This is a genomic window from Elusimicrobiota bacterium, assembly GCA_016722575.1.
GTDB lineage: Bacteria > Elusimicrobiota > Elusimicrobia > FEN-1173 > FEN-1173 > JADKIY01.
Map to the genome: position 1 here is coordinate 1,020,759 of JADKIY010000002.1, position 21,919 is coordinate 1,042,677.

The window sequence follows — 21,919 nt, forward strand, 5'->3', positions numbered from 1 at the left end:
CCCATGAAAGCGGACCTCCCCCTCCGGGAACCCGCCACCCAGTCCCATTGGGAGAAAATCCACCTTTACAAAAAGATGCAGGACCGGTCGACGGAGAATAAATCCCCGGCCTTTGTCCTTCACGACGGTCCGCCCTACGCCAACGGCGCCATCCACGTGGGCCACGCGTTGAACAAAATCCTGAAAGACGTCATCGTGAAATACAAGGCGATGAAGGGATTCCGCGCCCCCTACATCCCGGGCTGGGACTGCCACGGCCTGCCCATCGAACACCAGTTGATGAAGGAAAAAGGGTGGGACAAGCGCAAAGTGGGCCGCCTGGCTTTCCGCCAGGAAGCCACGCGTTACGCGGAGCATTGGATCGACCTCCAACGCCGGGACTTTAAGCGCCTGGGGGTTTTGGCCGACTGGGACCATCCCTACAAAACCCTGGCCCCCGAGTACGAAGCGGCCGTGGCCGAAACCTTTTACAAACTCTTTGAGGCGGGCGGCGTCGTCCAGGACAAGAAACCGGTCCACTGGTGCCCCTCCTGCGAAACAGCCCTGGCCGAAGCCGAGATCGAATACGAAAACAAAACGTCCCCCTCGATCTTCGTCAAATTCCCCATCACCGAGTGGCCCGCCAACGAGGACGCCCAGTCCCTGGCCAAGGCCCCCGGCAAAAAGCCCACCGTCCTGGTTTGGACGACAACCCCCTGGACGCTCCCGGCCAACGTGGCCCTGGCCTTCCACCCGGACCACACCTACCGGCTTTGGGAATCGGCCAAAACCGGGGAGCGCTTTTTGGTGGGAGATCCCGGGCTGGCGGTCCTGGAGGAAGTCCTGGGGCCCGGCAAAGCGGTCGCCGTGGAAGTTTTGGGGGAATCCCTGGAAGGCCTGGTGGCCAAAAACCCCATCAACAACAACGACAGCCAGGGCGTGCTGGCCAAATTCGTTTCCAACACCGACGGCTCGGGCGTGGTGCACATCGCCCCGGGCCACGGCGAAGAAGACTACGTCGTGGGTCGGTCCTACGGACTGCCCGTGCTCTCCCCCGTGGACGACGCGGGCCGGTTCTCCCCCGACGTCCTCCCCAACGATTTGGCGGGAAAAACCGTCTGGGAGGCCAACCCCCTCATCATCGAACGGCTGACCAAATCCCTTTTGCTGTTGAAAACCGCCCCGGTGGCCCACAGCTATCCCCACTGCTGGCGGTGCAAAAACCCGATCCTCTTCCGGGCCGCACTCCAGTGGTTCCTCAAAGTCACCGAGGAGTTCCGCGCCCAATTGATTGAGAGCACCGAGCGGGTCCGCTGGATTCCCGATTACGGCAAAGAACGAATTTTGGGCATGTTAAAATCCCGGCCCGACTGGTGCCTCTCCCGCCAGCGCTACTGGGGCACGCCCATCCCCATGTTCGCCTGCGTCAAATGCAACGAGCCCCTTAAAGACAAAAAGGTCTTCGCCGCCGTGGTCGAAGCCTTCCGTCAAAAGGGCGGCGACGTGTGGTACGAAAAAGACCCCGCTTTCTTCGGCGTCCAGGGCCCCTGCGCCAAGTGCGGCGGCACGGCCTTCAAAAAGGAAGAAGACATTTTGGACGTGTGGTTCGACTCCGGCGTGTCCTGGGCCGCGGTGATTAACGGACGCCCCGAAACCCACGGAACTCCCCGCGCCGACGTAATGTATCTCGAGGGCTCCGACCAGCATCGCGGGTGGTTTCAGACCTCGCTTCTCCCGTCGGTGCGCCTCACGGGCGAACCGCCTTACGGCCAGGTGCTGACCCACGGGTTCGTCCTGGACGGCCAGGGGCGGGCCATGTCCAAATCCCTGGGCAACGTCATCGCCCCCCAAACGCTGATTGAAAAATACGGCGCCGACGTGCTCCGCCTCTGGGTGGCCGTCACCGATTACCGGGAGGACGTGCGGCTCTCCCAGGACATCCTGGACCGGGTCATCGACACCTACCGGAAGATCCGAAACACCCTGCGGTTTCTCCTTGGCAACCTCGGCGACTTCGTGCCCGCGCAACACGCCGTGGCGTTCAATAAAATGGAACCTCTGGATTTGGCGGCGCTCACGGGCCTCAAGAAACTGATCGACCAAACCACGGCCCATTACGACCAAAGCGAGTTTCACCAGGTGGCCGGGGCCCTGGCGGACCAATTCTGCATCAACACCCTTTCGGAGTATTATTTGGACGTTAGAAAAGACATCCTTTATTGCGACTTAGCCGACAGTCCCCGTCGACGAAGCGCCCAGACGGCTTTTTGGCACATCGCCCGCGCCCTGGCCAAACTGCTGGCCCCCATCCTGTCCTTCACCGCCGAAGAAACCTGGCAGACCCTCCGGGAGCAAAACCTCCTGGACGCCTCGGACAATCCCGAAAGCGTTTTTCTCAATTCCTTCCCCGTCGGCCCCGAAATCTCCCCGACCCCAACGATCGCCGAATTTCTCTCGGTCCGGCGCTTGATCAATGAAGCGGTGGAAAAAGCCCGTCAAGCGGGGACCCTCAAGGGAGCCAACGACGCCCTGATCGTCTTAAAAATCGGCGACGCCGGCCCCGACTTCAAAAAACACGTCAAATCGGACGCCGAACTGGCCTCCGTCCTCGGCGTGGCCGCCCTCCGACTTGAAAAAGGAGACGGCGGACCCACCGTGGAATCGGTGTCCCTCGCCCCCGGCGCCAAGTGTCCGCGTTGCTGGCTTTGGCGTCCCTTGGGCGGCCGGGGCCTTTGCGAACGCTGCGACGCGGCCGAACCCCAGACCGCGGCCGCCCCCGCCCCCCGATGAAAAAAGCCGCCGCGTTGACCCTTGGTGTCCTGGTGTTGGACCAAGTCGTGAAGGCCGCCCTGCGGATCTCGATTCCCTTTGGGCACGAGATCCCGCTCCTTCCCATTTTCTCCTTGGTGCACGTGCAAAACACCGGCGCGGCCTTCGGCATCCTTCCCCAAACCAACGCCCTTTTCGTCGGGGTGACCCTGGTCATCCTCGCGGTCCTGGTGAAGCTCGGCCGGGAGTTGGCGTCCCAGGGGCCCTGGTCCCGGGCCGCTCTTCCTCTGGTGTGGGGCGGCGCCCTGGGAAATTTAATGGACCGCCTCTGGCAGGGGGCCGTGACCGATTTCCTCGATTTTCACCTGGGGGCCTGGCACTGGCCCGCCTTCAACGTGGCCGACAGCGCCATTACCGTCGGCATCGCCTGCTTGGTCGTCCAGCACTTCGTACCCCGTTCCCTTTCCCAGGGATAACTTGCACCCCCTCCTCCTCCACTGGAAATTCTTGAGCCTCCACACCTACGGGCTATTCGCGGCCCTGGCGGTCCTGGCCGGGCACGGCTTCACGGTGGCCTGGGCGCGAGGACAAGGTCGGGACGCCGCGGCGGTGTCCGACAGCCTGCCCGCTCTGGTGGTGGGCGGCCTTTTGGGCGCGCGCGCGCTTTACGTCCTCGTCCATTGGGGCGAATTCGCGGGGGCCCCCGTCGATGTTCTTAAAATTTGGCAGGGCGGCCTCATGTGGCACGGCGGGGTGATCGGCGGCGTGACGGCGGCGGCGCTCCATTTTCATCGACGGGGAATGCCGGTGCGGGCCTGGGCGGATTTGTTTTCCCCCGGCTTGGCCCTGGGCCAGGCCCTGGGCCGCGTGGGCTGTTTCTTCGCCGGGTGCTGTTACGGGCGGACCTGCGATCTTCCCTGGGCCGTACGCTTCACCGATTCCGCGGCTTTGGCCCCCTTGGGCATTCCCCTCCACCCCTCGCAGCTTTACGACGCGGGTTGGAACGTTCTCCTCTTTTTCGGACTTTGGCGCCTGGCCCGCCGGCCCTTTTGGAACCCGGGCCGGGGACGACTGGCCGCCCTGTACCTGGCCCTGGCGGCCGTCGGCCGATGGGCCGTGGAAGCCACCCGGGGGGACGACCGGGGCTCCTTGTGGGGACCCATCACCGCGACCCAGGCCTTGGCGGTTTTTGCGGCCGTGACCGTCGGCGTGTGGCTCCTCAAACGGCCGGCCTCGTGACGACGGAACGCCGTTTTACCTACAAGGGCGCGCCCCAACGGCTGGACGTGTTTCTGGCCAAGAACCTCGAATCCCTTTCCCGCACCCAGATCCAGCGCCTCATTAAGGAAAACCGGATCGACGTGGACGGCGCCCCCGCGCCCGCCCGTCACCCGCTCGCCCCGGGCCAGACCATCGTGGTCCGACTGCCCGAATTTTCCTCCCTGCCCCCCTCGGCCGCCGACAGCGTGCCCGTGCTTTTCGAGGACGACGATGTGATCGTCGTCAACAAACCGGTGGGCTTGGTGGTTCACCCGGCGGGGCCCCACCGGGAGGACACGCTCATTCAACGGCTCTGGCCCAAGCTCTCGGTCGGCTGGGGAAAGGGCCTGGCCTCCGGCGACACGCGCCCCGGCGTTGTCCATCGGCTGGACCGCGGCACCTCGGGCGTCATGGTCCTGGCCAAAAACCCCGCCGCCGCCGAGTCCCTGTCCAAGCAATTCGCGGACCGCCGGGTGACCAAGATTTATTGGGCCGTCGTCGAGGGTCTGCCCTCCGCCAACGAGGGCAAAGTCTCCTCCCCCGTGGGCCGATCCCGGAAGGAACCCCACCGCATGTCCACGGAGGTTCCCGGTCGGTGGTCCGAAACCGAGTTCACGGTGCTTCGGCGTTTTGCCGAGCGCGGCCCCAAGGGATCGGCGCTTCTCGAGGTTCGTCCCAAGACCGGACGCACCCATCAAATTCGCGTGCAACTTGCGGCCCTGGGGCACCCCCTGGTCGGCGACAAAACCTACGGCGCGGCCGAAGACGGCCCCCGCCCCTTTCTCCACGCCCGAAAACTTTCCTTTTTCCATCCCCGGACCCGGAAGGCCCTGACCTTCGAAGCCCCTCCGCCGGCCGATTTCGAATCCTACGGGCCCGTGGAATGACGGATTCCGGCGACGGCGATTGACCGTCGGCGGATGGAAAAGCTATAATAACCAACGGTCCCCCAAAACCCCATGATCCGAGGCCTTCTCCTTGTCGTGTCGGCGCCCTCGGGCGCCGGAAAATCCACTCTTTGCCAGGCCCTGGTGCAACGCCGACCGGACCTGACGTTGTCGGTGTCCTGCACCACCCGGCCCCCGCGGCCGACGGAAAAAAACGGGGTCGATTACCACTTTTTGTCCGAAACGGAATTTGAAAAACGGGTGACCGAGGGCGCCTTTTTGGAATGGGCCCGGGTCCACGGGTTCGCTTACGGCACCCCCCGGGACCGGATCGACCAGGCCCTGGCCGCGGGCCGGGACGTGGTGCTCAACATCGACATTCAGGGCGCGGAATCGGTGCGGAAGACCTTTCCCTTGGAGAGCGTGCGCGTTTTCATCACGCCGCCCTCCTGGAAAGAATTGGAAGGGCGCCTTCGGGGGCGCAACCAGGATTCGGACGAGGTCATTCAGCGCCGCCTTGCCAACGCCCGGGCGGAACTGGCCCACGCCTCCCGCTACGATTACTGGGTCATCAACGACGATTTGGAAAACGCGCTGGAGGAGTTGGACGTGATCCTCCGGGCCGAACACCGCCGGGTGCCGCGTCTGTCGGAAGAACTCTCCGCGTTGGAGCATTGGGGCCTCGCCAAGAGCGCCCGGAACTGATTCGTTTTGATTCCAGGAGGAACACCGTGACCGAAAAGAAAAAAGCCGTCGAAACCGCCGAACCCGCCGTCAATCCGGACGCGCCCCTCAGCCAGCTCTTGTTGGACTGCACCAAGGAAAAGTACCGCCTGGTCTCCCTGGCCACCCGCTGGGCCCAGGAAGTGAAAGTCCGGGACCAATCCACCCTTCAGCCCCAGGAACTGTTGGACGTCGCCCTCCGGGAGATCATGCTCAAGAAAGTGACCCTGGACGCCATCGAAAAACTTCCGCCGCCGCCCAAGGTGGAGAAAAAAGACATCGAGTTCACCCTCCCCACCCTGTCGCTCAAGGACGTTCCCGACGAACCGGCCGACAAGGCCGTTGAAAAAGAATAACGGGGCCCCCCCGCCATGCCGTCCTTGTCGGGGCGCGAAATCCTCCTCGGGGTGACCGGCAGTATCGCGGCGTACAAATCCCCCGACGTGGCGCGCCGCCTGCGGGACGCCGGCGCCACCGTGAAGGCCGTCCTGACGCCCGGGGGCGAGCGGTTCATCACGGCCCTGACCCTCACCGCCGTCACCGGCCGCCCCGCGGCCACCGACCCCTTCCTTCTGTCCGATGGCCAAATGCCCCACCTGGCCCTGGCCAAAGCCGCCGACGCGGTCTTGATCGCCCCCTGTTCCGCCGACTTCCTCAGTGCCCTGGCGGCGGGGCGGGCGGACACGCTCCTGGCCTCCATCGTTCTCTCCACCCGGGCCCCGGTTTTTCTGGCGCCCGCCATGCACGACCCCATGTGGACCCACCCCGCCACCCGCCGCAACACCGGAATCTGCCGGGAACTCGGTTACCAATTCATCGGTCCCGAGCGCGGCGCCTTGGCGTCGGGCGATTCCGGCCAGGGGCGAATGACGGACCCGGAAGATTTGGTCCGCCGTCTGGCCACCGCGCTTTCCAAGAAAGCGTGACCCCATGGGCGCCGGATTTTGGCGTGGAAAACGCCTGGTGATCACCGCCGGCCCCACCCGGGAAGCCCTGGACCCCGTCCGCTTTCTCTCCAACGAATCCTCCGGCCGCATGGGCTGGGCTTTGGCCCGCGCCGCCCGACGACGGGGCGCCCGCGTGACCCTGGTGCACGGCCCCACGGGGCTGCCCGCGCCCCGGGGCGTCCACTCGATCCCCGTGACCTCGGCCCGGGAAATGCTCGCGGCCACACTGCGGGCCGCCCGCGGAGCGGAGGCCGTGGTCGGCGCCGCCGCCGTGGCCGACTGGCGGCCGGGCGTCGTTCAAAAATCAAAAATAAAAAAAAGCGGCCGCCCCCTCGCGATCCGCCTTGTGCCCAACCCCGACATTTTAAAAACCCTCTCCAACCGCCGGCGAAAGGGCAAACCGCGCCTGGCCGGCTTCGCCTTGGAAACGGACCGCCTTTTGGACAACGCCCGAAAGAAAATGACCGAAAAAAAACTGGATTTCATCGTCGCCAACGGCCCCGCGGCCCTGGGCGCTTCGCGGTCCGACGCTTGGATCTTGTCCGCCACGGGCTGGGCCGTCCGCCACCGCGGCACCAAAGACGCCCTGGCCGGACGTTTGTTGGACGCCCTGGGGAACCGCCCGTGACCGACGACGCCCGAGGGGACCTGGCCCGGGTGGCCCGGGAATTGAAGCGCCATTTAAAGGCACAACCCGCCGCCGCCCTGCGGTCGCGGAAGAAAACCGCGCCGCGCGCAAAACTCGCCACGACGACCCCGGCGGCGGCGACGCCCCCTTCCAAGATTCCGGTCTCTCCGGCCGCCGAAGTGGCGTCCTGGGACTGGCTGTCGGATCCGATTCCGGCGGAACAAAAACTTCAAAAGTTGCGGGATTTGATCGGCGACTGCCGACGATGCCCCTTGGGAGCGCCGCGCATTCAATTGGCCTTCGGCGTGGGGAACCCCGAGGCCCGGGTGCTCTTCATCGGCGAAGGCCCCGGCTACGCCGAAGACCGGAAGGGCGAGCCCTTCGTGGGCCCGGCGGGACAATTGCTGGACAAGATTTTGGCCGCCACCGATCTTTCCCGCCACGCCGTGACGCCCGCCTGGAAATGGATTTACATCGCCAACATGGTCAAGTGCCACCCCATGATCGACCCCACGGACAACACGAAACGCGGGAACGACCGGCCGCCGACGCCGGAGGAGATGGCCGTGTGTTCGCCTTTTCTCATGGCCCAGATCCGGATCGTCCGGCCGTTGTTCATCGTCGCCCTGGGCGCCACCGCCGGGAAAGCCCTCCTTCGCACCGAGGAGGGAATTTCCAAATTCCGCGGCCGGTGGTTCGATTATTCCCCCGAGGGCGATCCCGCCCTTCGGATCCGCCTGCTTCCGACCTACCACCCCGCCGCGCTTCTCCGGAACCCCGGTCTCAAGAAAGACGTTTGGGAGGACATGAAAAACCTCAAGGCCGAGCTGGAAAAAGCCTCGGCCAAGTAAGATGGCCGAACCGTTTTTGGCGGAGGTCGTTTTTTCCCTGCCGCTTCGGCGGGCCTTCGACTACCGGGTTCCCCCGGCCCTGGACTCGGCGATTCGCCCCGGCCACCGGGTGTGGGCGCCCTTCGGGGCCCGGGGCCGGAAAATGGGAATCGTTGTTCGCCGCCATCCCGCCGAGAGCGCCGCCCGGACGTTGGACTCCCTCAAAACCATCGATGCCCTGGTCGAAAGCGACGTGGCCCTCCCGGAGCGGGAGATCGCCCTGGCCCGTTGGATGGCCGATCGCTACTGGTGCTCCCTGGGCGAAGCCGCGTTCACCGTCTCGGCCCTGGGACGAAAACTTCCCCCCAAGCGCCCCGTTCCGCCCCGGACCCCCGAAGCCCGGGAGCGCCCCGCCCCGTTCGCCCCCACGCCGGACCAACAAGGCGCCGTCGACGTCCTGCTTCCCGCCGTGCGGGCCGGGGGCTTTCGCCCCTTCCTGATCCACGGCGTGGCGGCCGCCGGAAAAACCGAGGTTTACCGCCGGGCCATTGAAGCGACCTTGGACGGGGGCCGGGGGGCCATCCTTCTCGTTCCGGAAATCGGGTTGACGCCCCAGATGGAGGACTTGTTCCGTCGCTGGTTCGGCGCCGCCCTGGAGGTGTGGCACAGCCACATCGCCGACGGCGATCGCTGGCGGATCTGGCGCCGGGCCCGGTCCGGGGAGTGCCGCCTCGTGGTCGGTCCCCGCTCCGCGCTCTTCGTTCCCGTCACGCCCCTGGGACTGATCGTCGTGGACGAGGAACACGACGCCTCCTACAAACAAGACAGCGCCCCCCATTATCACGCCCGGGACGCCGCCTGGGAAAAGGCCCGGTTGCACGGGGCGGCGCTCCTGCTGGGGAGCGCCACGCCGTCTTTGGAAACGCTCCAGGCCGCCCGCGAAGGCCGCGTGGAATCCCTGGCCCTGCCGCGGCGGGTCGACGACCGGCCCTTTCCGACCGTCCGCATCGTCGACACGCGAAAGGCGGGGTGGTATATCTCCGACGAACTGGTGAACGCGGTCCGGGACCGTCTGGCCAAAAAAGAACAGTCGCTCCTTTTTCTCAACCGGCGGGGCTACGCCACCCGCCTGCGGTGCCGGGCCTGCGAATGGGAAAGTCGGTGCCCCCGGTGCGCCGTGAGCCTCGTGCTGCACCGGGACCCGCCCGCCGACGCCCTCCGCTGCCACCTGTGCGAACACACGGAGCCCCCGCCGGACCGCTGCCCCCAATGCCGGGGCGAAATGATCAAAGCCACCGGCCGGGGCACCCAAAAAGTGTTGAAGGATTTGGCCACGCTTTTCCCCGCGGCGCGGCTCCTCCGATGGGACCGGGACGCCATGTCCCGCCGCGGGTCCCAAACCCGGGCCTACGAATCCGTCCGGGCGGGCGAGGTGGACATCGTCGTCGGGACTCAAATGGTGGCCCAGGGCCACGATTTTCCGCGGTTGACCCTGGTCGGGGTTCTGGACGCCGACAGCGCGCTCCGCCTGCCGGACTTCCGCGCCGCGGAACGAACCTTTCAATTGATCACCCAGGTGGCCGGGCGGGCCGGGCGGGCCGACCGTCCGGGGGAAGTGATCGTTCAAACCCGGCACCCCGACCATTACGCCCTGCGGTCGGTCCAATCCCGGGATCAGGCGTCCTTCGTGGAAGAAGAATTAAATTTTCGACGGGAAGCGGGCTATCCCCCCTTCACGCGGCTCGCCGTTTTCCGCGTGCGCGCCGCCCGGGCGGATCGGGCGGAGTCCGCCGCCGAGGCCTTGACCCGAACCCTGGAGTCCCCCGCCCTTCCCGACGGCGCGGCGCTTCTGGGGCCCGCCCCCGCTTTTCACGAACGGCGGGAAGACGAAGCCCAGTGGCAGGTCCTGCTCAAGGCGCCGCCGGCCCTATTCCCGGAAATTCTTCAGCGCCTGGAAAATTTTGAAACGCCCACGGGCGTGAATCTTTCCGTCAACGTGGACCCCGAGGACTTGGACTGATGGCCGCGCTCCTTCTTTTCCTGTCGGCCTTCGCTTTTTTCGTGTCCCACCTCCGCCCGTCCATCGGGCCCGGGGACGGGGGTCGCTGGGCCGCCCTGGCGGCCGTGCTGGACCCCCGGTCCGGGCCGGACCACGCGCTCACCACGATCCTCGGAAACGCCGCCACGATCCTTTTTCCCTTCGGGTCCCCGGCTTTTCGTCTGAACGCCCTGGCCGCGCTTCTCGTGGCGGCCTCCGCACCGCTCCTTCTCGGCTTTTTGCGGGGCGCCAAGGATCGGGACGCGCCGCCCTCGTCGTTGGACGCGCTGGACCGCTCCCGGGCCCGGGACGCCGGTTTCTTTTTGGCCGCCCTCCTATGGCTCTTCTCCGAACCCGTTCGCGCCGCCGCGGCCGCCTGGGGTCCCGGGGCGCCGGCGCTCTTTCTTGTGTTCGCGTTTCTTTGGTCCCTGGGATTTCGACCGGCGGGATCCCTGGCCGGGGCGATTTTGATTCGCGGCTTTTTGGGCGGATTGGCCCTGGCCGCAGACCCTCGCCACGTGTGGGGGATCCTGGCCCTTCTCCCTTTTGCGTTCACCCATCGGTTCAAAGACCGTCGATCCTGGGGAACCCTGCTTTTGGCCCTCCCCGCCGCGTTCCTCGGGTGGGGGCTGGCCGACGGGGTCTGGGCGGCCCTCCAAGGCGCCACCGCGCACCAGGCGCTCACGATTTTTTGGAAAGCCCTTCCGGACCGGGCCGTCGGCTTTCTTCCCGCCGTTGGATCATTGAAGCCATCGGGACCGCTCTTGCGATCGGCTCTGGCGCCCCTGCCGCTGACCGCCTGGCCCTTGGCCCTGTGGGGGGCCCAATCCCTTTGGCGGCGGAACCGCCCCCTTTTCGAATCCCTCGGATTCTTTTGGCTCCTGACCGCGTTCGGGCCTCGGTTCATCGGCCCGCCGGGCGTCGGCGCGGCGGCCTTGATCCTGCCGGCGTTGCCGCTGTTGATTCTGACGGGAATGGGCGCCGCCGACCTATTGGAGAGCCGCCCCCGCTGGCTGCCGGCCCTGTTGGCGCTACTGCCCTTGACCCTGTCCGTGGAATCCGTGGGAGGATCCCGGGGCGACCTTTCGGCCTTGGACCGGGGAACCAACCTCTTGGTGTCCCTCCCGGAAAACGCCGTGCTGTGGAACCCCTCCCCGGCCACCCGATCGGGGTGGGCGTATCAAACGAAGGTTCTCGGACGGCGCCCGGACATTCGACTCTGGACGCCGGAATCCCCCCCCGTCGACCTGGACCCCACCGACGTGGTGTGGCAGGGGCTGTTCGCCGAATCGGAAGAATCCTTGCCCACGCCGGACCCCGCCGACGGTTGGCCGGAGGGCCTGGCGGTGCGCTACGCGCCGGCCGGGGAATGGTCCGGTTCGTCGCCCGTGTCGTTGTCGTTGGGCCGCGTGCCCTTTTTCTTTTTCATGCCCCGTTCGGGGGGGACGGCGGGGGCGGACGTGGGCGCCGCCCACGCGCGCCTGGCAAGGGCCTTCGCGCGCCATCGGGTGATCGACGAAGCCGAAACCGAATTTCTGGCGGCCCTGGCGTTGAACCCGGACGACGGCGCCGCGGCCCGGGATTTGGGCCGGCTCTACCGGGACGCCGACGACGGGCGCCGCGCCGCGGTCTTGTTGGCCCGGGCGGTGAACCACGCCCCCGACGACGTCGCCGCGGCGGCGTTGGAAGGGGAACGGGCCGAGGCGGAATTCGCCGAAGGACGGACGGCGCAGGGGCTCGACGCCCTGGCGCGCGGGGTGGCCCGGGACGGAAGCAACGCGGGGTTGCGGGAACGACTGGCCGAAGAATGGGAGAAGAACGCCCGGCCGTCGGACGCGGCGCGGCAATGGGCGGTTTTAAGGGATCGGTATCCGACGGAGAAAACCTACCATTGGCGGTTGACCCAGGCCTGGATGATGGCGCGGGAACCGGTCAAGGCCTTCGGCGCGGTGGAGCGTTATTTGGGGTTGCCGTTGGCGGAAGACGAGCGGCGGACGGCGGAAGAATTTCGAAAAAGGCTGGCGGAAAGCGCGGCCCAGGCCGCCAAATAAGTTAGGCGGGAACCAGCTGGACCAACACGGTGCGGGCGCCCCGGGCCGCCCGGGCGTGCACCAAAAGCCATCGGCCGGCGCCCGGGCTTTGGGCCGCCGCCGGATCGGCGGGCAGAAGAACCAACCGGCTTGTTAATTCCGGGGGCAATTCCTCCAGCCGGCGGGCGAACGCGGCCACGTCGCGGACCCGAAATTCCACTTCGCAAAATCCCTCCTGCCCGGCGGGGTATTTTTCCCCCGGCGGCCAAGCCCCGGCGGCGATCGTCATCACGTCCAACCGTTGGTTCCGAAAATCGATCGTCAGCTCCCGTCGGCCGCCCTCCCCCAAGCGCTCCACCGCGCTCGGCCACGCCCCGTGGATTTGATCGTAGGTTTCGGGCGCCACCGCGATGCCCACGGCGTCGAAGGGGTCTTTGAGCGAGGCGAATCCTTCGGCCAGGGCGGGGTCCTGGGTGAGAAAGGAGAAGGCTTCCCACCCGCGCTTCTCCCCCCGGGCGCAAATCTCCCGGAAGGCGGCTTGGCGGAGGTCTTCGGTGGGGTGGAACAAGGCGGCCACCAGGTCGGGCTCCCGGTGTTTTCGCAAATCGATGTCTTTTCGGGAAGAGGTCATTGCGGCCTCGGTCGTTGCTCGCAAGGAACGAATCGGCGCGGCCTCATTCCCGTTCCTCCCGGACGAGCGCCACCACGTCCGCGTGCCGGACGCCGTTGGTGGCCACCGTCGGTTGGGAATGGGCGTGGCGCCCGCCCTCATTATACGTTAACGGAGAACCGTCCCATTGGGTCATCCGGCCGCCGGCCTCCTCCAGGATCGCCAGGGGGCCCGCCGTGTCCCAGTAATGGACCGGGTGATGATTGAGGTAAAGATCGGCCGCCCCCCGCACCAGGTAACCGACTTTGATTCCGACGCTGTTGATCGGGTCCAAAAATTTCAATCCCGGATCCGCCGCCAGGCGCTCCCGGAGCGGCGCGGGGAACCCCGTGGACGTGATGACCGGCATCTCCCGCCACGCCCGCCGTTCCGTCACCCGCAAGGGCGAACGCCGCCCGCCTTCGGTCAGAAAAGCGCCGTGTCCAACGGACGCTTCGTAGAGGCGGTCCCCCAGGGGATCGTAGACCACGCCCAACACCGGGCGCCCACCGTAAAGCAGGCCGAGCATGACGCTGAAACCCGGTTCCCCCCGGGCGTAGGCCCGGGTGCCGTCCAAGGGATCCACCAGCCAACGATAGGCCGCGTCGGAGGGGCCCTCCAGGCCGGACTCCTCGCTCAAAAGGGAATGGTCGGGAAAGCGCGACCGAAGGCCGTCCCGTAAAATGTCGTTGGCCGCGTGGTCGGCGTTGGTGACGAGGGAATGATCCGCTTTTCGGGAGCGCACCAAGGGGTCTTTCAAAAGGTCGAGCACCCGACGGCCCGCGGCGAGGGCCAGGTCCCGGGCGGGCCCGAGAAACTCCGACGCGTCCGTCACGGGACGTCGGGGGACGTCGGGTCGTGGGGAGGCAAGTGCAGGCCGCATTCTTTCTTATCGTCGGAGGTGTTGAACCATCGCCACCGCCCGGCGCGGCGGGACTCGTGGGGGCCGATGGGCGTCGTGCACATCACGCACCCCAGGGATTCGTAGAAGTAGCCGCCGGGAAGGGTTTTTTCCAACAAGGCGTGGACGGGAACCTTGTTTTCCTTCAAATAAGTCCGAACCCGCTCTTCGGTCCAATCCACCAGGGGCGCGACCTTTAGAATGGGTCGGGCGCCGGGCGGTTCCCGGAGCGTCAGGATCTGCAAACGGGGGGTTTGGGCCCGGGACCGGGATTGATCCGCCCGGAGGCCCGTGACCCAGACGTCGAGCGTGGCCAAGGCGCGGTCGTTGGGCAGAACTTTCCGCACCTCGCAGCAGAGCTCCTGCCGCTCCTTGGAATCGAAAAACAGATGCTCGCCGTAGGCCGACACCATGTCGTTCAAAATTTTGGGGTCGGGAGCGAATCGCTCGATCGTCAGCTTGTAACGCTCCTCCAAGCGCCGAAAGAGGTCGTGGGTTTCGGGAAACAGGCGCAACGTGTCGTTGGTGAAAACCCGGGGCGTGAAACCGGCGTCGACGCAGAGGGCCACGATCGCCGAACCGCTCAACTGCCCGCTGGTGCCGACCGCGAGGCGCGCGCCGAAACGGCGGTGGAGCTCTTTTAAGAGCGCGACGGGGTCCGTCAGGGCTTTGAGTTCTTCCAGCAGGGCGGGGGCGATGGGCGTCATGGGTTTATCACCGAAGGGAGGCAAAGGCTATTTTACCATTTGGGCGCCGGACCGGGCGCCCCGGACCTAAAGGACGCCCTTGCGTTTTAAAAGCGCCAGGACCCGATGGGCGCTTTCCGCCGGGGTTTCCCGGTCGCTGTGGAGAACGAGTTCCGGCGACCGGGGCGGCTCGTAAGGCGAGGCGATCCCGGTAAATTCCCCCACCGCGCCGGCCCGGGCTTTTTTGTAGAGGCCCTTGGGGTCCCGGGCCTCGCAGACCGCCAGGGGCGCGGCCACGTGCACTTCAAAAAAAGCCCCTTTCGGCATCAGGGCCCGCACCAGATCCCGGTCGGCCCGAAAGGGCGAAATGAAGGCGGTCAAGGCCACGACGTTGTTCTCCGCGAAAAGCTTGGCCACTTCACCCACCCGGCGAATGTTCTCCGTCCGATCCTCGGCGGAAAACCCCAGTCCGAACCGCCGGGCCGCCGATTCGCCGTAGCCCGCCGCGGCCAGGAGCGCGGCGTCTTTGTTCAAACCGAGGCGCACGTTGTCGCCGTCCAACACCGCGGCGTTTCGGCCGCTCTCCACCAGGAGCGCCTCCACCTCCCGCGCCACGGTGGACTTGCCGGACCCGGAGAGGCCCGTGAACCAAATCACGGAGCCCCGCTGACCCAATTTCTCCCGCCGGCGCTCCGGGGAGACCTTCCCGGAGTGCCGGGTTAAGTTTTTGTGAACGCGGGCGCCGCCGGTCACGCGGCCCCCGTCGGCACGGGAAAAGAGTGGTACGCCGTGATGCCCACGTAGACCCGCCGGCCCACGTCGAAGCCGCTGGCCAGGGAGACGCCCTTGGGCACGTGGGCCACGATGGGCCGGTCGGCCCCCACGTCCACGGAATGTTCAATCAATGGCCCCCGAAACCGCGTTTTTACGATCGTGCCTTCCACCTGGAGAGTTTCGGGCGCGGAGCTCAGATACACGTCGTTGGGTCGGAAATAGATGCGGACCTGGGCGCCCACGGCGGGGCCGGCGACCGTGAATCGAAAAGGGCCCCAAAGGGCCAGTTCGGGTTGATTGATAACGGAATCCACGTGATTCGTTTCCCCGACGAACTGGGCGACGAACTGGGTGGCCGGATGGTCGAAAATTTCGAAGGGCGTGCCTTCCTGCTCAATGCGCCCTTGGGCCATCACCAAGATTTTTCCGGAAATTTCCATGGCCTCCTGCTGGTCGTGGGTCACAAAAAGGGTGGTGACGTGGGCCTCCTCGTGCAGGCGCCGAATCCACCCCCGCAGTTCGTCCCGCACCTTGGCGTCCAGCGCGCCGAAGGGTTCGTCCAGGAGCAGGACCCGGGGCCGAGGCGCCAGGGCCCGGGCCAGGGCCACCCGTTGACGCTGGCCGCCCGAAAGTTGGGACGGAAACCGTTTTTCGTAACCTTCCAATTGAACGAGTTTTAACAATTCACGAACACGTTCCCGAATTTCCTCCACGGGGGTACGCCGCACCGCCAAGCCGAAGGCGATGTTGTCCCAGATGGTCATGTGTTTGAAAAGGGCGTAGTGCTGGAAAACGAAGCCGACGTTTCGTTCCCGAGCGGATTGGGTGGTGGCCTCCTCCCCGGTCAGGAGGATGTCGCCAGCGTCCGGCCGCTCCAACCCCGCGATCATGCGCAGGAGGGTGCTTTTGCCGGACCCCGAGGGACCCAGGAGAGCGACCAAGGAACCGGAGTCCAAACGGAAGGACACGTCGTCCACCGCCTTGAAAGCGCCGAACCTTTTGGTCAATCCCCGCACTTCGATGCTCATGGGTCTCCGTTCCTTTCAAAAAAAAACCCCGTGCGCGAACCGGCGGCACGGGACTTGCGGCCGCTTTAGCGCCCTGTCTGTCCCGCCCTCCCCACGAGTTCGTGGTCGGGGCGGCCCCAAACGGTTGAACGTTGAGGTCACTTTTCAGTGAAAACCGGCCGGGGCAAGTTGGTACTTAAAGCCTCGCCGTTAGGCGTGGTCCCCGTTTTCCCGCGGCTACGCGGGTTGGGGGCCTCGCCGTTAGGCGTGGTCCCCGTTTTCCCGCGGCTACGCGGGTTGGGGGCCTCGCCGACAAACGCGGCTCCCGATCCAAAAGGGCGCCACGCCTTGAAAACGATTATAGGATAGTTGTTCCCGGGAAACAACCGCCGGGGATCAGGCGTTGATGGAGACGAATTTGGTCCGCTGGAGGTCCTGGCCGATCCGTTCGGTGGCGTTGTAAACCAAATCCCCGGCCAAAAAGACCAGCAGCTGAACCAGGGATTCCACCCCGGCCAGGTCCCAGCCCTCGGCCGAGGGGGTGAACACGTCCAGGGGCCGCAGGGATTCGCCGGGGCGGGACTGAAGGCGGAGGGCCAATTCCCGAAGATGGATTTTACCGTCGGCGAACAAAATTCGGTGGGTGGGCTCGTTGGCGAAGTAGCGAAAATCCGCCGACGCGTCGAACGTCCACCCGGCCCGGGCCGCCAGGGCGCGGGCCTCTTTTTCCAACGCGGCGTCGGTGGACGCGCCCCGGTCCACGAAAACGACGCGCGATCGGCTGTGGGAGGATTCCCGCCGGGCCTTCCCCAATCGCTCCAGGGTGGCGAGAATCGGCTTTTCCCGGGCGGCCGCCGAGGCCAGGTCGATCACGACGTCTCGGTTCTCCGCCAGGGCCGACTGGAACCGCGTGCGTTCGGATTCGACGCGGGAGATTTCGCGAAGATCGTCGTTGAGCCGGGTCTCCAGACGGCGCGCCAATTTCTCAAACAGCGGCGCGTCGAATCCCCGGGGACCGGTGGACGCCAACCCCGCGGCCGCGACCAACCATTTGACCCCGTGCACCCGGCCGGCGTCCCGCAGATCGGCGCGCCGGGCGAACCAGGATAAGACCAGGCGGTCCGCCAGGGCTTCCATCCAGGCAACCGTTTGATCGTCGTTTTCCCGGACAACGGGGATGTCCTGCAACCGCTGGGCGGCGTCCAACACGAGGGCCGCTCCGTCCCCGTTTTCGAAGGCTTCCGCCGCCGCCCCCGCCAGGGCGGCGGGCGACAGCTCCCGTTTGTCCCACCGCGCGGCGCGTTCAATGGTCGACGGCGTGTCCACCCCGGCGACGCTTTCCGTCAATTGACGGGCCCACCAGCGGGCGTAACCGCTTCGAACGGCGGCCTCGAGGCGCACCGTGGTCGATCGTTCGCGCAAAGCGGCTTCGATCCCCAATGGGCGAAGGATGGGGAACAAGCGGTCCAAGGCCCGGCCCGGGTCCTCCGGCGCAATCCGGCGGGACTCCGCCCAATTGTCCAGCAGTCCTTCGGAACCGGTCACGGCGACGATGGGCATCGGTTCCCCGGTCAATTCCCGGTGGGCCCGACGGGAAGCCGTTTCCTGGGCCCGGCGGAAATGATTCATCAACGGGCCCATTTTCGCGGGCGAAAAGGTGACCCGGACCAGCCGCGGAGCGCCGACGTCGGCGGCCTCCCTCTTTTCCAAGACCTCGACGTCGCCGATGGACCGGAGGGCCTTCATCCAAAAATCGTGCCCGCCTTGGGTTTGATGGCGGACCAACAATTCGGCCACGGCTTTGGCCATTAATTCCGTGACGAAGTAGGGCGATTGGGGAAGGGTGGGGTCGCTTTTTAAAATCCGTTCGTCCACGGTGATGACGAACATCGTGGGGCGGACACCGAAGACGGGGTTGGAGCGGATTTCGGCCGGGATCGACTCCTCAAACCGCCGGAGATCCTCCGCCGTGAGCGAGGCCAGGCGATCGGTGGCGGCGGCCACGTAACCGGAGTCGGGCGGCGCCCGGGCGCCCCGCTCCTTGGGGGAAGGCTCTCCCGCCACGGCGAAGAGGCGTTCGGCCAAGCCGAACACGGATTGAATGAGGGCGTTGCCGCCTTGGTGGCCGACGTTGGGGAGGGATTGGGTTTCGTGGAAGCCGCGCCGCTGCAGGGGCGCCCCCTCGCGATAGCTTCCGATAAAAAAGTAGTTCAGGTAGGGGCCGACGCGCGTCCGCACTTTGCGTTGGCCGGAACGAAACGCTGCCGGGGTGCGCCATCCCGTCAAATGGTCGATGTTCTCGGGCAGTGCGGTGTTGGCCGCCGTTTGGACTTCGGCGCGAAGCGCCAGGATCTTCTCCCGGGTCACGCGGCCCGGCGGAATCGCGTCCCGGATGGCTTCGGCACCGGACAGAAGAACGGCCCGGTTGCGGCCCTCTTCCTTGGCTTGGTTCAACGCGTCGTTGGCGAAACGGTACCCCCATTCGATCAAGTCCGCCCGCCGACCGGACAGCCACCGCCCGCCTTTCATCCAATCGCCGTCCGCCTCGGTGGTGGTTTCCTCGAGGACCCGAAGGGTGTCGGCGGCGTTCACGGCCCCGATGGACAAGGTGAAGGGCCCGGCGCCCGGACGCTCAAATTGAAGGGGGGACAAATCCGTTTGACTGAAAAGAGCGCCCTGAATTTCCTCCAAGAGCGATTCGTCGGTCCGCGGCGACGGCGGAGCCCGGCCCGCCAACAGTCGGGCCCAGGCGGCCAGGGCCGAAGGAAAACGGCCCGGCTTTCGTTCGACAATTAGACGGTATCCGGCCCCGTAACGCTCGAGGACCATGGCCCCGGGGAGGGCCTTTAACGCGTTGATTTCGCTGGCCACCAACAAGGGGCGGTGAATCGCAACGAAGGCGTATTTCCCCCGGAAATGCTGATCAACGGCGGAAACAACGCGGTTTAAGAAAAACCGGGCCTTGGGTTCCGTCCCTTTAAATTCAAAAATCAGCTCGTCCCCGCCCACGCCCCGATGAACCCGCCCGCCCCCGCTTCGGGCCGCCGCGGCCACCACTTCTCGGGTTTCGCGAAATATCGATCGGCGGAGAAAGAGAATGTCGGGGCCTTGGGTCCACTCGAAAAGATCGCCGATGGCGTCTTTCCCCAGCAGTTCGTTTTTGCCCCCCAACTTATCGAAGTCCCCGGACAGAAACCACCGATTCGAGAGGTCCACCGGGCGGGCCAGGGACCGGCGAACGCGGGCTTCCCCGTCGGCCTGGGGGTCCACCGGATCGGACCGGTGGCGGTGGATGGACATGTCCCAATCCCCGTGAAGGGCGGCCGTGGTGAGGAGCGCCCAAACCGCGGCGCCGTCAAAAGGAAGGAGGGCCGTCAAGGCATAGACGCCGCTCAGCGTTAGACCGAGCAACGGTCGGGACCCCAGGAACAATTTGCGGTTGGGAACCCATTCGATCGCCCACTCCCGAGCGAAGGACGTCCAAGTCCAACCGTCTTCGGGGGCGTGGAAGGCCCAACGAACCAGGGTGTGGGCGAAGACAAAACCCGGAACCGCCCAAAAGAGGCCGGCCGAGGCGGCGAGCCAAAGCGGGAAATCGGCGTGCACCAAAAGTCCGGGAATCACGGTCAGGCCGACGTAACGGAACGCCGCCGTCTCCCAAAGTCCCACGAGGGCGTAATACAAACCCGGGATTTTCTGTCGAAAGGCGGACAGGCGAGACCAGGGCTCGAGAACGTCCAGGAAACGTCCGGACCGGGCGGCGGGCGCGAAGGACAGGGTCATGGGTTTGCCGTCCACGGAGACGTCCAGCGTCAGGGGGGAATCCGGCGGCCGCCCCGGGTCGGCCGACATCGCCGTCACCGCCACCCGGGCGGGCCCGCCGGGCCCGTCGAAGGCAAATCGATAGGATTCGCCGGCGCGGAGAGGGGCCGCGACCTCGGCCCGATCGATCGTGGCGAGGGCCTCCCGGGCCAGGGCGCGAAGGCGTTCGTTGGCCGCGGCCACGTCCACCGTTCCGGCGGCCAAGGGCGCGACGATTTGAGCCGCCAACAGCCCCTCGACCGCCCGCTGGTGGGGCGCGTCGATGTTGACCGTCGGGCCCAGGGCCCGTTCGCTCACCAGGGACAGCGGCTCACCCACGAAGATTTTTTCCAAGGGGCGGGGGTCCTCCAGGAGAGCCGCCAAACCCGGGTTGCCGGCGGGCAAAACGTCCACCCGGGGGGTGAACACGCCCACGGCGACGCCCCGGCGGGCCAAGGCGTTCTCCAGGCCCGGGGTGTGAAAGCCCCCGGCGACCAGCGCGGCCGCCCGGGCGCCGTCCTGCCGCATCCGTTGCAAGGTGTTGGCGACCAAGGCGTCGTTCCGTTGGGACGCGCGTTCGCAGAAAGACTCAAAGGGGCGGAGGGCTTCGGGCGAAGGGAAACGGGGAACGGCGACTCCCAAGGCGGCGAGATCAACGGGCCAACGACGCAGGGCGTTCCGTTCGACGATATACGCCGACCATCCGTCGGGCGAGAGGGAGAGGTCCACCATTTGGGTCAGCAGACGCCATCGGCGATCCAGGGCCAGCAACCGCCGGGCCGTGGGCCCCGCCGCCAAAGCGTCTTCCACCCGGCGTTCCAGCCCCGCCAATTCCGTCAAAAGGGGGCCGCGTTCGATGCCCTCGGCGGCCTCGGCGTATTGACGGTAGCCGGTCAGGGCCGGATAGGCCGAGAGCGAGAGTCCGTGACGACGGGCCAGCCCTTCCAGGGCGTCGAAGAGCGCTCCGTAACCCAGCCGACCCGCCCGGTGTTCGACCACCCGGTGAAGAAGTTCCGCGTTTTCCCTGGCGCTCAGCGTTTTGGCGAGCCGGGTCAGGAAATCCCGGCGCTCGCTTTCCACCCGAGCGAAATCCATGGAGCGCTCCCGGGCCAGGGCGGTCGCCAAACGGCGCACGTTGGGAACCGCGGCGCCGGCCGCCCCGGGTTGGGACAAAAGATGAACGGCGTAATCGGCCAGGGAGAGACGACCGGCGGCTTTGTCGGCCGCTTTGAGCGCGTGGGCGTGGGCGGCCGGCGAATCCCACCGGGCGTGGGCGTCGGCCAAGGCGCGGCGCGCGGGCCCCAGGGCCGCGCGGAGGGCCGGTTGGCGTCGAAGGGCCGCCCGGGCCGCGGCCAAATTTTCGTGGTAAAGCGTTGGGTCCTCGGCGCCGAAAAGTTTCGGGCCTTCGGGAGCCACCAGGCCCGCGTGCTCCGGCCCGCCGATCATATTGCGTTGGAGGAGGCCATCGGCCACCGAGGTCAACAGGTCCGCCGGAACAAAGCGCCGAAGAGGGTCCAGCCGGAAATCGCCCGTCGCGCCTTCCACGGCCACCAGGGGAAAGTCCCCCCCCGCGGACAAATCCGCCAATAGGATGGAAATGTTTTTTTGCGCGTCGGCGACATCGTGCAGGTCTTGGACCAAGAGAACCACGGGCGCGTCGGCCCGGTCGCCCGCCCGAAACGACGTTAAGCGCGCGGCGCCCCGGCCGCGTTTGGCCCACCGACCGCCGGCCCCCGCCAGCGATCCGCCGCCCTCGATCGTCGCCGCTGCTCCCCACACGGGCTTTTCGCCGGGCCATTGAGACAAGAGCGCCGTGAATTCGGTGGACTCGGCGTTGGGCCGCGCGGCCGCGGCCCGACGGTCGTCCCAAAATCGCCGACCCTCCATCACACCGGCGGCCAGGGGGTTTCCGCCGAGGAGCAGGGACAGGAGGGCCCCGCCCGCCCGGTGGGCGAAAGTTCGGAGGGAACGTCGTGTGGATCGGCGGCGAATTTTCATTGATGAGGGGGC

Annotated in this window: 17 protein-coding genes; 11 read left to right on the forward strand and 6 right to left on the reverse strand. The window is 66.4% G+C overall.

Annotated features, from left to right (window positions below):
• The first annotated feature begins 3 nt into the window (after positions 1-3).
• The 11 genes from ileS (at position 4) to IPP68_08410 (ending at position 12,112) form a co-directional block, all read left to right on the forward strand.
• Positions 4-2,769 carry an isoleucine--tRNA ligase gene (gene ileS, locus IPP68_08360; protein MBL0350373.1) on the forward strand — a complete coding sequence of 922 codons (2,766 nt, stop codon included), beginning with the start codon at positions 4-6 and terminating at the stop codon, positions 2,767-2,769.
• Positions 2,766-3,224, forward strand: a complete 459-nt coding sequence (gene lspA / locus IPP68_08365) for a signal peptidase II (GenBank protein ID MBL0350374.1) — start codon at positions 2,766-2,768, stop codon at positions 3,222-3,224. The genes ileS and lspA overlap by 4 nt, the downstream gene beginning before the upstream one ends.
• A gap of 1 nt (position 3,225) precedes the next feature.
• Positions 3,226-3,987 (forward strand): prolipoprotein diacylglyceryl transferase, encoded by a 762-nt coding sequence (locus tag IPP68_08370; GenBank protein ID MBL0350375.1) that lies wholly within the window; start codon positions 3,226-3,228, stop codon positions 3,985-3,987.
• Positions 3,984-4,895 carry an RluA family pseudouridine synthase gene (locus IPP68_08375; GenBank protein ID MBL0350376.1) on the forward strand — a complete coding sequence of 304 codons (912 nt, stop codon included), beginning with the start codon at positions 3,984-3,986 and terminating at the stop codon, positions 4,893-4,895. Before IPP68_08370 ends, IPP68_08375 begins: the two co-directional genes overlap by 4 nt.
• Positions 4,896-4,967: 72 nt before the next feature.
• Positions 4,968-5,600 carry a guanylate kinase gene (gene gmk, locus IPP68_08380; GenBank protein MBL0350377.1) on the forward strand — a complete coding sequence of 211 codons (633 nt, stop codon included), beginning with the start codon at positions 4,968-4,970 and terminating at the stop codon, positions 5,598-5,600.
• Between the two features lie 26 nt (positions 5,601-5,626).
• A complete protein-coding gene (locus tag IPP68_08385; protein MBL0350378.1) occupies positions 5,627-5,974 on the forward strand; it encodes a hypothetical protein in 348 nt (115 codons plus the stop codon).
• A gap of 15 nt (positions 5,975-5,989) precedes the next feature.
• Complete coding sequence (locus IPP68_08390) at positions 5,990-6,544, forward strand: hypothetical protein (GenBank protein MBL0350379.1); 555 nt, start codon at positions 5,990-5,992, stop codon at positions 6,542-6,544.
• Positions 6,545-6,548: 4 nt separating this feature from the next.
• On the forward strand, positions 6,549-7,193 hold the full coding sequence (locus IPP68_08395; GenBank protein ID MBL0350380.1) for a hypothetical protein: 645 nt from the start codon (positions 6,549-6,551) through the stop codon (positions 7,191-7,193).
• Complete coding sequence (locus tag IPP68_08400) at positions 7,190-8,044, forward strand: uracil-DNA glycosylase (GenBank protein ID MBL0350381.1); 855 nt, start codon at positions 7,190-7,192, stop codon at positions 8,042-8,044. Before IPP68_08395 ends, IPP68_08400 begins: the two co-directional genes overlap by 4 nt.
• Before the next feature lies 1 nt (position 8,045).
• Complete coding sequence (priA, locus tag IPP68_08405) at positions 8,046-10,043, forward strand: primosomal protein N' (protein ID MBL0350382.1); 1,998 nt, start codon at positions 8,046-8,048, stop codon at positions 10,041-10,043.
• Complete coding sequence (locus IPP68_08410; GenBank protein ID MBL0350383.1) at positions 10,043-12,112, forward strand: hypothetical protein; 2,070 nt, start codon at positions 10,043-10,045, stop codon at positions 12,110-12,112. The genes priA and IPP68_08410 overlap by 1 nt, the downstream gene beginning before the upstream one ends.
• A gap of 1 nt (position 12,113) precedes the next feature.
• Here IPP68_08410 and IPP68_08415 read toward each other — a convergent pair whose 3' ends face one another.
• From IPP68_08415 to IPP68_08440, 6 genes are all read right to left on the reverse strand, one after another.
• On the reverse strand, positions 12,114-12,722 hold the full coding sequence (locus tag IPP68_08415) for a hypothetical protein (protein ID MBL0350384.1): 609 nt from the start codon (positions 12,720-12,722) through the stop codon (positions 12,114-12,116).
• Positions 12,723-12,765: 43 nt separating this feature from the next.
• On the reverse strand, positions 12,766-13,575 hold the full coding sequence (locus tag IPP68_08420; protein MBL0350385.1) for a 3'(2'),5'-bisphosphate nucleotidase CysQ: 810 nt from the start codon (positions 13,573-13,575) through the stop codon (positions 12,766-12,768).
• Positions 13,572-14,348, reverse strand: coding sequence for a phosphoadenylyl-sulfate reductase (locus IPP68_08425; protein ID MBL0350386.1), 777 nt, complete (start codon positions 14,346-14,348; stop codon positions 13,572-13,574). The genes IPP68_08420 and IPP68_08425 overlap by 4 nt, the downstream gene beginning before the upstream one ends.
• A 66-nt stretch (positions 14,349-14,414) precedes the next feature.
• Positions 14,415-15,080 carry an adenylyl-sulfate kinase gene (gene cysC, locus IPP68_08430; protein MBL0350387.1) on the reverse strand — a complete coding sequence of 222 codons (666 nt, stop codon included), beginning with the start codon at positions 15,078-15,080 and terminating at the stop codon, positions 14,415-14,417.
• The gene (locus IPP68_08435; protein MBL0350388.1) at positions 15,077-16,129 is read right to left on the reverse strand and encodes a sulfate ABC transporter ATP-binding protein; all 1,053 of its coding nucleotides are present in this window, start codon (positions 16,127-16,129) and stop codon (positions 15,077-15,079) included. Before IPP68_08435 ends, cysC begins: the two co-directional genes overlap by 4 nt.
• Positions 16,130-16,504: 375 nt before the next feature.
• Positions 16,505-21,907, reverse strand: coding sequence for a hypothetical protein (locus tag IPP68_08440; GenBank protein MBL0350389.1), 5,403 nt, complete (start codon positions 21,905-21,907; stop codon positions 16,505-16,507).
• Positions 21,908-21,919: the final 12 nt, after the last annotated feature.